The organism is Sphingobacterium shayense, assembly GCF_013179575.1.
GTDB classification, from domain to species: domain Bacteria; phylum Bacteroidota; class Bacteroidia; order Sphingobacteriales; family Sphingobacteriaceae; genus Sphingobacterium; species Sphingobacterium shayense.
Map to the genome: position 1 here is coordinate 1 of NZ_JABMCQ010000111.1, position 13,480 is coordinate 13,480.

The 13,480-nt window shown below is 40.6% G+C and carries 10 protein-coding genes; 1 reads left to right on the forward strand and 9 read right to left on the reverse strand.

Going from position 1 to position 13,480, the window contains the following annotated elements; all coding sequences use genetic code 11:
• From HP439_RS12840 to HP439_RS12855, 4 genes are all read right to left on the reverse strand, one after another.
• Nucleotides 1-1,065 (reverse strand): glycoside hydrolase family 76 protein (locus tag HP439_RS12840; RefSeq protein WP_172390739.1); only part of this gene is annotated, 1,065 nt, incomplete at its 3' end.
• A gap of 11 nt (nt 1,066-1,076) precedes the next feature.
• Complete coding sequence (locus tag HP439_RS12845; protein WP_172390740.1) at nt 1,077-2,222, reverse strand: SusE domain-containing protein; 1,146 nt, start codon at nt 2,220-2,222, stop codon at nt 1,077-1,079.
• Between the two features lie 21 nt (nt 2,223-2,243).
• Nucleotides 2,244-3,878, reverse strand: a complete 1,635-nt coding sequence (locus HP439_RS12850; RefSeq protein WP_172390741.1) for a RagB/SusD family nutrient uptake outer membrane protein — start codon at nt 3,876-3,878, stop codon at nt 2,244-2,246.
• A gap of 12 nt (nt 3,879-3,890) precedes the next feature.
• Nucleotides 3,891-6,896, reverse strand: coding sequence for a SusC/RagA family TonB-linked outer membrane protein (locus tag HP439_RS12855; protein ID WP_216657844.1), 3,006 nt, complete (start codon nt 6,894-6,896; stop codon nt 3,891-3,893).
• 604 nt (nt 6,897-7,500) lie between these two features.
• Here HP439_RS12855 and HP439_RS12860 point away from each other — a divergent pair.
• Nucleotides 7,501-8,856 carry a S41 family peptidase gene (locus HP439_RS12860; RefSeq protein WP_172390743.1) on the forward strand — a complete coding sequence of 452 codons (1,356 nt, stop codon included), beginning with the start codon at nt 7,501-7,503 and terminating at the stop codon, nt 8,854-8,856.
• 581 nt (nt 8,857-9,437) lie between these two features.
• Here the strand turns inward: HP439_RS12860 and HP439_RS12865 are convergent.
• The 5 genes from HP439_RS12865 to HP439_RS12885 all read right to left on the reverse strand — a co-directional run.
• Nucleotides 9,438-9,629, reverse strand: coding sequence for a cold-shock protein (locus tag HP439_RS12865; RefSeq protein ID WP_172390744.1), 192 nt, complete (start codon nt 9,627-9,629; stop codon nt 9,438-9,440).
• Nucleotides 9,630-10,159: 530 nt separating this feature from the next.
• Nucleotides 10,160-10,597 (reverse strand): hypothetical protein, encoded by a 438-nt coding sequence (locus HP439_RS12870; RefSeq protein WP_172390745.1) that lies wholly within the window; start codon nt 10,595-10,597, stop codon nt 10,160-10,162.
• Between the two features lie 139 nt (nt 10,598-10,736).
• Nucleotides 10,737-11,510 carry a LytR/AlgR family response regulator transcription factor gene (locus HP439_RS12875; protein WP_172390746.1) on the reverse strand — a complete coding sequence of 258 codons (774 nt, stop codon included), beginning with the start codon at nt 11,508-11,510 and terminating at the stop codon, nt 10,737-10,739.
• Nucleotides 11,507-12,559: a sensor histidine kinase gene (locus tag HP439_RS12880; protein ID WP_172390747.1), complete on the reverse strand. Its 1,053-nt coding sequence runs from the start codon at nt 12,557-12,559 to the stop codon at nt 11,507-11,509. The genes HP439_RS12875 and HP439_RS12880 overlap by 4 nt, the downstream gene beginning before the upstream one ends.
• Nucleotides 12,560-12,622: 63 nt before the next feature.
• The coding region (locus HP439_RS12885) for a lysophospholipid acyltransferase family protein (RefSeq protein WP_172390748.1) at nt 12,623-13,480 on the reverse strand (858 nt) is incomplete at its 5' end.

Genomic DNA, 13,480 nt, shown 5'->3' on the forward strand with positions numbered 1-13,480 from the left:
TGATGTTAACTTTGTGTTGCCTACCGGGATCTCGCTCCAAGATTTCCCAAACAATAGGACATTGTGGTCATTCCCACGATTCCACGCTACCTTTCCGTTATTGATCAAGAAATTTTCAAATTTGGTCCTATAAGACGGATTGATTCCTTCCAGCGATAAATAATCTACAAAGTAGCGTATAAATATCCCTTTAAATAATGCGCCGTCACCCTCGCCTTCATCTCTGAGGACATTATTACTGGCGTCAATACACTTGGTAACGGTGTAGCTAGCTATTTTCTGTGCGTCATTTAAATAAATCGGATCTCCCGTTATTCGATATAATTCGACTGCCGTTCCTAAAAAGGTCCCCTGATTATACGTTAAGGCTACGGTACTGACTACATTCGTCCGACCATCGATGTTATCGTATACTGCGCCCGTAGAGCGATCGTATAGATTATTTTTTTGCCAATCGTAAATTTTAAGCGCCCAGTCTAAGTATTTTTGATCGTTCGTTAATTGGTACAGTCTAGCTGCTAATATGCTCGCCGGACCGTTCGAACATGCATTTTTACTATAGGGTTGATTTTTTTTCCAAGCTAATCCTCCCCCGACATACTCCTCATTCCAGGCTAAGATAATATCGTCCCATAAGAGATTAACAGCAGCGAGGTATTTCTGGTCTTCGGTAACCTCGTATAGCCGAAGAAATGTCAATGCATTCCACTCCATGTCATCATAAAACTCGTTGTAATAATTACCCCCGTTTTTGGTTTTTACTCCTTCAAACCAGCGCTGAAAATAAGCGCTATATTTCGAATCGCCCGTTCTCAAATAAGCATCGATTACCGCGTCCATTGCATGTGCGTTTGGCCAATACTGAAATCCATTATCCGAACCATTACTCCCATAGTTAAAATACCCTTGCTGGTTCCAAAACTCTGCAATCAATTTATCAGTAGCTTGATCCGCGATACTTTCCCATGATTCGGCTATGGAATCATCGAACATGTATTCATCTTCAATTTTATCACAGGAAAAAAATCCTGTGATAAAAATCATCAATATTATTATCTTTCTCATACTACTCTTTGCTAATTAACGGTGACCGAATGTGTGTATTCCTTATCGCCTTGTAGTATCACGGATATTGTCGTCGATGCACCATCCACAGCGTCAATAAATTTCCATTTATCATCCCACTGGGTAACATTCGACAAGACTTTCACATAATAATAAGAAGGATCAGAGCTTGCATTAGGCGGATTGTCCGAGGCATTCAACGTACCAAATTGCTTGGTTACTGTTTGACCGTTCTCGATTGCCTCAAATTGAAATTTGTAACGTTGATCTTTTCCCCAATCCTCTTGCTTAAATTTTACTACGCCGGTTCCCGTCCATACTCCTTTCCCTGCATAAGGAAGGTCAAATAAAATTTTGTTGTCGGGAGAAAACCATAATCCAATACTTTTTATTTCGCTTAAAGAAACCGTGGCAACGTTAAAATCGAGGTTGATTTTATAGATACCAGTTTTTGGCACTTGCATTTTACTTTCCTGCTCACCTTCTTTTAATTTCACCTGATCATCGGAGTAAAAATAGCGTGGTGAAGCCCCTTTGCGGTCAATAAAAACATAATCCTTATTCGCCTCGAGTTTAGTATAGATTTCAAATTCCCCCGATGCCGTTTGTTTAAATGAAAGACTAGCACTCACGTCGGTTCCCGTTTCCGATCCCTCTCCCACTAGATACACTTCGTTTGGCATATCAGTAAACCCTTCCAGTGTGGTGATCGCTAAGGTACGTACTTGATCGCTCAGAACACGATTCAACCCGCGCGAGGAAACGACTGTCCATATTATTTCCCCAGACTCCCCAGGACCGATCCCTGACATCGAAGCAACGTTATTTAACACCTTATGAGTTAATGTAGCATTAGATAGGTAGCCGTTATTATTGGAGGTTGTCGTGTAAATAGGCTGAGAAAAATCCCCACCGACTTTATCAAATACGATTTCGTAAAGTGCAGCACCGTTATCTTCGGTTTGCGCGGGCTCCCATTCAAAAAATAGGGAAGCCGAGCCGGCACTTACTAACTTCACAGCCGCGTTATCCGTCGGCGAATAAAGCGCAGTAACGGCTGTCACCTGTGCATCGCTATAGTTCATATCATCGGTCTTACAAGAATGAAGAAATATAATAATGAATGAACACAACAGTATATTTATATAATTTTTCATAATTTTTTTGTCTTTAATATTTTAATTAGCGTATCCCGGATTGTTTGGTAACAGATTTTGATTTAAGTCCATTTGGTTGCGCGGGATTGACCATAAATAGTCCCTGTTCTCGTCGAACTTCCGAGTGTCTAAGCGAATGTAACTCGAGTTACCATTTTCGAATTTCGCACCACGAACCTCACCGTCGAGATATTGTTTCCCCGCTTTCCATCTTATGATATCATAATAGCGTAGCCCCTCTAATGCGAGCTCGGTTCTACGCTCATTTCTGATGATTGTCCGTAGCTGATCCTGAGAGGCGCTAACAGGATAATCCAAAGCACCTGAGCTCTCCAGACCAGCTCTTTCACGAATTAATTTGATCGTACCGTCCCAATCTTGACTAGATAGCTTGCTTAATTCATTCTTCGCTTCAGCATACATTAACAATACGTCTGCATACCTGAACATGATAATATTTAAACCTGAATTATAGTTATCTACTGCGGTAACATCGTAGTATTTTTTTATGTAATACCCTGTTGCTGTCGAATTGGAACTGGCACTCACATATACGTCAAGTTTCTCGGTATCATTATTTCCGGTACCGGGCTTAATATAAATTGTCGACGTTGATCCACCAAAATTTTGCCACTCTCCACCGTGAAAAACGATGGTAGAGGCCATCCGTGGATCTCTGTTCACGTAGGGATTATCTTCATTATACTTCGTATCCTGGGTAATAGAGAGACCATTTAAAGTTATGTAACTATCAACCAAACTCTGGACGGGCGCGTAAGCATTTAAACGGGCTCCTTTGGAAAGGGGTGCGGCGTCATAAAATTTACCCCAAAATTTCAATGAAGGAACATAACCGTAATCTAATATTACCTCCTTGTTATATTCATTGGCCGCGGCAAATAATCCGGCATAATTTGCGAATAACCCATATTCGCCATATGTTCCTTGGTTGTTAATTAAATTTTCACAATGTTCTACAACCTTATTCCAGTTGCTTTCGTAGAGATATGCGCGTGCTTGGAATGCTTCTGCGGCACCCTTGGTAATTCTTCCGTTATCAGCGGCTGCCATCCCGTTACGACTCGGCAAAATGGAAGATATCTCCTGCAGTTCACTGTGAATAAAACTTAGAATTTCAGCCTTCGGAGTCCGGCTTTTCGTATAACTCTCTTCCAAGGTGATATCCGTGGTGAAAAAAGGAACGTCACCATAAAAGTTCACTAGGCGGAAATAAATAAATGCGCGGATAAATCGGATTTCCGCAATTCTTCTAGCTTTAAGATTCGCGTCGATTTCCGGGACCCGATCGATATTAGCAAGAAAAACGTGGCAGGTTTTCAACCCTTCGTATGCTTGCTTCCATTCATCGGCGAAACGGCCTAAAGAAGGGTCGGCAATTCCGTTGCGGATAGCGCGCTGATCGGTATTTGTTCTGCCTTCAAAGACGTTATCGCTTAAAGCTTCATCATTCCACATTTTATCGGCTGAATACATTTGGTTGTAGGCCATATTCACCATCAGTTCTGCATTGTCAACAGATTGCCAGAACGTCTCATCGGTATGCCTGTCGGTAGGAATTGGATCTAACGTATTGCAGCCTACCACTGTCCATGCCGCAAATAGCAGCAGCAAGTGGATATATTTATATTGTATCATACTTGAATTTTATTAAAATTGAATATCGAACCCGAAACCATAGTATTTTAATGTAGGATAGTTTCGTGCACTGTTTGCTCCTCCACCCATATTGCCATCAAATTCTGACGACTCTGGATCAATCCATGAATTATGAGTTAGGGTAAACAGGTTCTGCGCGTTAACGAATGCGCGAACCTTATGCAGCCCGATTTTATTAGTTAGCGATGTAGGCAAGCTATAACCAACCTGGATATTCTTTAACCGAAGGTACTGACCGTCGAATAAAAATAGGTCCGAGTCTTTTTGATAGTTATTCGTTGTCGATGCAGACCCTGCACCGGTTAGGCGCGGATAACGCGAACCGATATTTGTCGGCGTCCAATAGTCCAACTGGTGCTGGTAGATCGCATACGAATAATTTTGGTGAAAAGGCTCCACGAGCTCTCCGCGAACCATCATATCACGCTTACCAACGCCCTGCAAAAACATACTAAAATCGAAGTTTTTAAACGATACATCATAGGTGAAACCGAAAGTGTAGCGTGGGAAACCATTTCCTAGTACGTACCGATCTTTCGAATCAATAATACCGTCACTATTTCTATCAACATATTTCACATCGCCAGGTCTCAAATCTGTCGGACTTAAGCCAACTGGTAGCGCAGCAGTTTCCAAATCTTGCATGTTTTGGAAATATCCGTCGGTTTTATAACCATAATAGGCGTTAAAAGGAAGTCCTTGCCGTATTATCCGCGTAATATTATCGGTGGTCGTTAGTTGCTCTTTATCTTCATAATAGGTTACTTTATTACGTGAATCACCTATATTTCCAGAGAAAGTATGGTTGAAATCACCTGTCGTCAAACGGTAGGACAGCACGAGCTCCCAGCCTCTGTTTTGCATTTCACCAGCATTGACTCTATTTAAGGTTGTACCAAATAAGGTTGGAATTTCCGGAACTAGTAGGATGTCTACAGTATTTTTGTTGAAATAATCAAAACTAGCTGTTAAGCTGTTATTTAGAAAAGCTGCATCAAAACCAATATTGAAGTTATAGGTCTTTTCCCATTGTAGGTCAACATTTCCATACGCGAATCCGCCTCCTGACACCCCTTGGTTGTTAAAACCATATGTATTTGTCGAAGTCGAATATGTCGTCATATATTGGTAATCGCCAATATCTTGGTTACCCAACACACCATAGGATCCACGGATCTTCAAATCACCTATTTTTTCTTTGTATGCCGTTAAGAAATTTTCCTCGGAAACTCTCCAACCGAGGGACACGGATGGGAAAAAGCCCCAACGATTTTCTTTGGCAAATCGCGAGGAGCCGTCGTACCTAAAGCTGGCCTCTGCATAGTATTTGTCTGCATAGGAGTATCCGGCGCGCCCGAACAGCGAGGTGATACTGGTCTCTGTTGTGCCTTGTAAGGTTACCCGACTTGTGGGATCAATCTCCGTTCCGGATGTTGGAGTCCCTAAAATTGGGTCTGTAAACTTCAGTTTAAGCTCATTCTGGGTGCGCGTAGATGATTCATTGGTGGCACCAAATAGACCAGTTACATTATGACTACCGAATGTTTTGTTGTAATCCAATAATAATTGATAGTTTAACAGATAGTATTTTTCATTAAAGTCTTCTGTATTCCGGGTTGAGTTAACAAATACCAGAGGTTTCTCCGCCTCAGCGCTCGTGTACAAAGGCACTTGTCTTCTTCGTATGAAACGATGATCTGAATAAATATCTGCACCGAACACCCCGCGAAGCTTCAGCCCATCTAACAGCTTAACGTCGAGCGATAAGTTTGCATTGAAATAGTCATTGTCGTGCTTTTGGTTACCGCCTTCCCGCAGCTCCGCCAAGGGATTTTGATCGGTCAGCGCATTGTTCACCAAATAGCGGCCGTTGTCGGCCTGCATGCGGTAGTAATAATACGAAGGTATACGCGATGAATTAATAATTGCATTTGCCGCCGTCGTTGCATTGTTATTGTTTCGGGTATAGGCCAAAATGGAATTCAGTTTAAAGATGCCAAATTCCGCGCTAACGTTGGACCTCAGATTGTACCGCTGAATTCCATAATTATCACCAACGAAATTACTCCCTTGATCGAAGAATCCCCCTGAAAACAAGTACGTGGAATTCTCTCCTCCTCCTGAAACGGTAACATTATGGTTTTGCTGAATAGCTGTTTGTAAAATCTCGTCGTAGTTCCAGCGTTCTTCGGACTGGTGATCGTACAAATCTTGAATTTGAGTTGGCGTAAATTGTGGGCTTTCACCGATGTTGGTTAGCGCTAAGTTTTTTAACGTAGCATTTTGGTAGCCCGTTACCGGTCTGAAGAGTACATTTGGATCTTGCATCCCCGTTTGGGAACTTACGGCAACCTTCGGCTTCTGATTCCGTTGCCCCTTCTTTGTTGTTACTAGGATAACACCATTCGCCGATCGTGACCCATAAATCGCCGCGGTACCGGCATCCTTTAGTACGGAGACGCTTTCAATATCCGCAGGATTTATTTTATTTAAGCTACCATTTTCCGACACTAAACCGTCAATAACAATCAGCGGTCCATTGCTATTCATCGTTGAAATACCACGAATGTTGATATTCATGGTGTTTCCGTTGGGATCCATACTCCGCTGCTGAATATTCAAACTCGGAGAGGCTCCTTGCAGGGCCTGTGTAACATTCCCTACGGGACGGTTCTCGATCGCTTTTGAATTTATTTGGTCTACTGCGCCTACCACCGATTTTCTAGTTGTAGTACCGTAACCGATTACTATCACCTCTTCCACACTTTGCGATTCGGATTGCAAAGTGAACACGGGAGCATCGTTGGTAATACTAAAATCGGCGGTTTGAAAACCGATAAATGAAACTTCTAAAACGTCCCCTACTTCGGCGTTGATAGAGAATCGTCCTTGAACATCGGAAAGGGTTACTATGGAGGATGATTTAAGTTTGATGGTAGCTCCCGCAATAGGGCTCCCATCCTGGTCGATGATTTTCCCGTTAATAGGTTGTTGCACTTTATACGCGTTTAGAGCCAGCGTTTTGTTCAGCAAAAGTGGTTTTGCAAAAACTACTGAGCTAGAAAACAAGAATGCGCAACTAAGCAAAAAAATTCTATTCTTTCTTAACATAAGGTAAAAAGGTTTTGTATACTGGTTAGACTAGACTTAGCAAGTTTATTGCTAAATCGAATTAACTGTTTCAAATATATATCTATTTTTTAAAAAACAAATAGATTTGACAACATTTGCTGCAATGAAAAAAGAAGCATTACATGATCTCTCTTTTTTCAAAACTTCATACTCGTCCTAGAAGAACAATATTTCAGAAATACCTGGCGTAAGAAAAAGCCTTTGCAGCCCTAGCTCTGCTAAGATATCTATGTGTACTTTAAAAAATTTAGTCCGTTAAGTTAGGTATTTTACAGACGCTCCAAACTGGCCAAAATCAGGAAATATTGTTTTGATTAACAGAAAGTTATATGTTGCAAAAATCTCGTATATTGTATTAACATTATTCCGATTTTATATGGGCTCAACGGGGAAAATTCTAATAATAGTACTCATAACAATGTGGGTCAATGGTATGAGGTGTATATACGCCGCGGACAAATGCAACTGTTTGGACAATCTTGAAATGACCATTAAAAAAACGGAAGAGAACTATGCAGGTTTCCCTGATAAGGTCAAACCTGCAAACCGAGCTAAATATGATGATTTCAAGATTCATTTGCTTGATAAAGCAATAAACACAAACGATACGGATACTTGTTACTCAGTGTTAAAACAATATGTAAATTATTTCTACGACAAACATTTCAGAGTAGAGTACAGCTCAAAACCGGACAGTGTTGTAATTCCTATCGATCTTTCGAAAATTAATAAGCTATCTGCAAACCCAACTAGCCATGCCGTTACAGGAATCTGGAAGGATAATAAAGACACTAAAATTGCGATCGTCCAATACGGGACCAATACTTTTAAAGCGCTGAAGGTCTCCTCCACCAATGATACTTTCCCACAGGGCTTTGTTTACTTCACTTTGACCGATAAAGGAGATATTTTCTCTGCGTCACTTTATAATAGAAAAATAAATATTGATATACCTGCACAGAAGATAGGTAGTTTACTGAAAATATGGAACATGCAACTTTGGGTTAAAGAGGGCACGGAATTAACTCCGCTGGAATCCGAAGAATTGGAAAGTTGGAAAGATGATAAAAATGGACTGATGTTTAAAAAGATCAACAATGATTTTACCTATCTGAAAATTCCTACGTTCGAAAACAACGATGAAAAAATTAGCCGAATCGTCACGGAAAATGATTCTATAATAAAAAGTACGCGTTTTTTAATTATTGATCTGCGGGGTAATGGCGGCGGAAGTTCAGGCTGGACTAGCCTGATCCCGTATATTGCTACTGCTCCGATACATCAGGGAGGGTCCTATCTTCGCATATCTAAAGAAAATTCTAATAGAAAAATGTCCGACCTCGATGCGTTCGTCAACAATCCGATACCAGAAGGCTATAAAAAATACTTTCCTCCAGAAACATTGAAAGCGTATCGGGAAGCATATCGTGAGCTCTCTATCACAAAAAAACAATTCTTATATATGCCGAGCGTGAGCTTTCCCTTGGATTCCATCCTTCCAATCCCTGAGAAAGTGGCACTAGTTTTTGATGAGCTTGCTGGCAGTTCCACTGAATTTTTCATCAATCTTAGCAAACAAAGCGATAAAGTTTTTACATATGGGCATAATTCAGTTGGAATGATGGATTATGTCGGTATGTCGATCCCTACCAAGCTACCTTTTGAAGGTTTTATGCTATACATCCCCCCGGAAAAATCTAGTTGGACTGACACAAGGCCTATTGACAGGATAGGGTTTAGCCCGCACGTCAAGTTAAAGGATCAACAAGAAGAATGGATTGAACGTATCATGTTGGATCTTCCCCATAGAAAATTGTTAAAATGACTCCGGAGTGTTGTTGAGAAAACTCAAATCTCGAAAACAACGGCTTTACGAGATAGCACCGGTAGGCACTGCAGATTTTACTCATATATTGGTTAGTTCCACTCAATAAAAGTTCTAGAGTTGTAGCCTAATGGTCCTGCCGGGTGGCTTATCGCTTCATTTTGTTTGCTATACTAACTTCTAGATGTGTTATACTTTTATCTTTAACTCTAGGTTGTTCGTTTTGACTAATTTTTCAACAGTATTTAGAATTCACAACTGAAATTAAATTCTTTGAGGCACGCTATGGACAGCAAATCGAGAAATAGAAAGTGTGCAAAGGAACTTCTTTTTAGAACCTGCTTTGTACGTTTTTCTCCTTAGCGATGGAAGCGGATTCATATTATCGCACAATAGAAGTGCCAATAAAGTCAGCATTCAGGAATAAGCATCGGCGAAGATGCCACCTATCTTTTGTCCCTGATTATCCGTTAATGAAAAGATGCAATATTGGGGGATATTAGAGCAAAAAAATAGCAGATAAACACGGATGCCTTCTGCTACATATCGGTCGTATCAAGACCGACTCTCTTTCTTCAAGTTTATGCCACGCGAACGTTTACCGCGTTCACGCCTTTTTTGCCGTCCTCTAGGTCAAATGTCACATTGTCGTTCTCACGAACATCATTAATTAAACCTGTTGAATGTACGAAGACATCCTGACCACCACCTGCTGGTGTGATAAAACCGAAACCCTTGGTAACGTTAAAGAATTTTACTGTTCCTTCTTGCATTGTATTATTGTATTTGATTATAAGTATTTTCAATTTCGGCCTACGCCATTATTATGTTGATGTTGACACCATCATAATGATAAATCCATTTGATTGCAAGAAATGATGTTTGTATTTTGTGTGGCTTGAAATCGTCCAAGTTCAAAAACGTACTGCACCTGTTATATTGACAACAAAATTAGCAGCTGAAAAAGCGAGAACTGAGAGAGAAGAGTAACCTTAACGTTTCAGAAAAGCATCGGCAGAGCCAGATCATAGAAACAAATATATGTAATCCCTTCTAAATAAACGAATTTTATTTTTTCTAAAGGTAAATTTCGCCAGATGGGTACTTTGAAAAATTGAGATAATCGCGAACGTGGATAAGCTTCTGATAACCGATACATCTGATCAGAATGCCTGCCAAAAGAAGTTCAGCCTCCGAGTTCATCAGTAGACTTTGTTCCTTTTCGTTGTTGAAGCGAACTATTCAACTAAATGTGGTTTAAGTGTTATCAAAAAGCGGACGTCACGCAACATAAGACTCCGCATTATAACAGATTTTGTTTATAGAGATAGCCTTCGTTAATACGCAATAATGCTTTAAGCATCCTGTCCATATTTTTGATTTGCTTCTTATCCAGGACGCTGTATTTCTTTCGAAGACTCTCATAGGAAAGGTGATCCTGATTGTTCGTCCTAAAATGAAAATGGATAAAATTAACTGCTTGTCCAAGATCGTCCTCGGCGTTTAGGATGCCAGCCTCGCGTACCAACCGTAAAAACAGCAGTATTTCACGAGAAGTGATATGAAGTAAACAAGGATTTTCTCGGGGAAAATATAATCGTTGAAAATCGGCAATAGTTTGTTTGAAATGCAATATCTGATCCTTGAGAAATTGATCATGGACATCCTTTTCTGTGATGACATGAATGTTATGCTTTTGTAGCGAATACCGATTTTGCGCGATTTCATATAGGTTCTGCATGGAACTGTTTATATCCCCGAATAACTCTAAAAGAAGCACGCTACATTCTAGAACGAAATCTGAATACTCCGTGATTTCCTTATTCTTAAGATCTACAGAGTCAATCTTTCGCCTTAAAAGGCGAAATCTATTGTAGTAATTAGAAACCATTGACCCTTCTCTTTATTTTGTCTGCGAAAAATTCCCTCACCGCGGCTTCGTAATTCGTCCCTATAGGAATCTGCTCTGTCGGCTTACAGCTTTTTAATAATATTAGTTTGCTGGCTACCTTATCATACTTCCAAATTCGTCCTTTTGCGAGCAAAAAAGATCTGTGCACGCGTATAAAATAATCCGACGGAAGGAGAATTTCGATATCTCGTAGCGTAGACAATACCTCCGTTACCTCGCCGGCATGGTGAAACACTAATGCCGTTTTATCATTCCCTTGTATATAATCAATTTCGCAGAGGGGTATGAGCACTAAAAGCCCGCTCACTTTCTCTTTGAAAGGAATTTGTTCTTCTGGATCATACTTTGGTATGGCATAGCCTTTACCGGCCCACTCTCCAAAATTCAATCTTTCCAGAGCTCTTGCTACAGCAAGATGAAACTTCTCTTTGCTGATTGGTTTTTGTAGATAATAACTCACATCTAACTCCGATAACTGTGGCCCATAGTTCGGATCACCAGAACAGCATATGATCTGTACTTTATCGCCGACTGCCCTGATTAGGTCTAAACCTGATAGCTCTGGCATATGCAAATCGACAAAGGCTAATTGGACGTTCAACGTCTTGATCATTTCTAGCCCCTTATCAGGATTCGTTGTAAAACCTGCAGGAATTAATTCGGGAATTTCTCGAATCATTCGGCGCAACACTTCAATTGCCGACTGATCATCATCTATTACTACACATTTTATTCTTTTCATTTCTCGTTTATTTCAAGTTCAACATAAAACTTTTCATCTTCGGTTATCGATACTTCAAAACGATGCTCCCCAGGAAAGGCTAGATCTAAGCGCTTGCGTATGTTCTCAATACCCAATCTTGTAGACGTCAACGTATCCTGCGACTTATTGATCCGGTTAGAGCATGTGAATAAGATCCGGCTATCGTCTACTTGAAGCCTTGCTACCACAGCGTTGTCGGGTCCTTTGAAGGCTCCATGTTTAAAAACGTTCTGCATAATACTTATTAATGCCCCAGGTATTATTCGAGGGCCCATGGGGCTTCCCTCAACCTGGAAATCAACAATACTGTCAGGAAATCGTGAGCGCACGGTAGCCAAATATTTCTCTAAATAATTGAGCTCAAGATCTATTGGGACGGTTTTTGTCACGTTTCCTGCCGTTTTCAGTTTATATACCATCAATTCGGCTAATTGCGCTACCCTATCACCAACCTCGGGCCTTCCCTGTTCACATTCGTTCCTTATTTCATTCAATTCCGTTGACAAAAAATGGGGAGTCACTTCCATTGACAAGGAGGCAAACTCCATATCTTTACGAGCGAGTTCCTCTCGCAACCTATTCTTTTCCGCTTCGTTAAGCATTTTCTCTTTATATCTGCTTACTATAAAAAAAGCCATGGCTCCGACGAAAGCAAATATGCCAACCGATTTATCCAGCAATTTGATAAACAACACGTTGGCTGACGAGGCGGGCTCGATTGCGGACTTGTTCGGCGCAAAAGAAGGAAAGATGACTACCGCAGTATATAGAAAGGCTACATAAACAATCAGCATCACGGGTAGCAGCAAAAATTGAAGCCATTTTAAGGGAGCTTTCATCAAAATGACATAGACGATGAATAATCCAAAATTCACGAAGAAAACGAGTATCAAGAAACCATAAAGCGTCGCTAAAAACGAACCTTCGGGTCTCAATTCACTGTTGACAAAAACCATCAGTAAGAAATAAATCGGCCAAAAAATAAATTGGATAGAACTGCTCGTTTTGAAAAAATAATTGATAGTCATGCGGTAAAAGTTTAGGTGTATCGCAAGCTAATATAACAATTTTCTCCATTTCAATTGAAATATCTATATACCCCAATGATTCAGAAGAATCTCAAAATCAGACTCATTCAAGGGAAATATCTCGTAATTTGCTTTCTTAAGCAAATAACTTGTGCGCTGAATCTTTATCAAGGAATATTCTCCGTATTCCGGCACTTCTCGGGGATCTATCTCTCGGTTAATCGGAGCGCGCCCTTTTAGGAAATAATGAAGGAGCGACCAATTTGTCCACTGTTCGGGCCAATGCACAACATAGGTAGACAAAAATGAAAAAGCTCGGGTCATAGCATACCTGCTATACTCTTCCTTTTCAGAAAACTGATCTGGATAAATCGTTTCACCCATTAAGATCTGAACTTTATTTGTCCGGCGTAGTGCTAAGACCGGATAAATTGGGACTTTAAAATAATGTGAGAGGATCGCCGCACCCTTGGGTACAAATATTCGTTGCCCCAGAAATGACACACACGTCAATTGTCTTTCCATTCCTTGTTTTAGCCCTTGTATTCCATCCACATAGATGATCATCGTAAAGCCCTTTTCGATCAAGCGATACATCTCTCGTAATGAACCGGCTGACTCGGCATTTAACAACACAAATCTACCCGCCGAAACGGCTTGATCAAGCCGTTCCATCATTTTAGGGTATCGATCACGCCATGAGCTGTATACATCAGCCCCAACGAGTAAAGCGAAGCGACTTTGTGCATTTATAAGAATACTATTAATCAATTGATAAACGCCAAAATGATAGGTACAGATAATGCCGTTTTGGTTTGTAATTTTATCCAACACCTCCCCCATCCCCTCGACAGGCAACGGATACTCGTCATCGAAGAATGCGGAATCTAACCCATGTAGCCACTGATTCAGCTTAAAGTC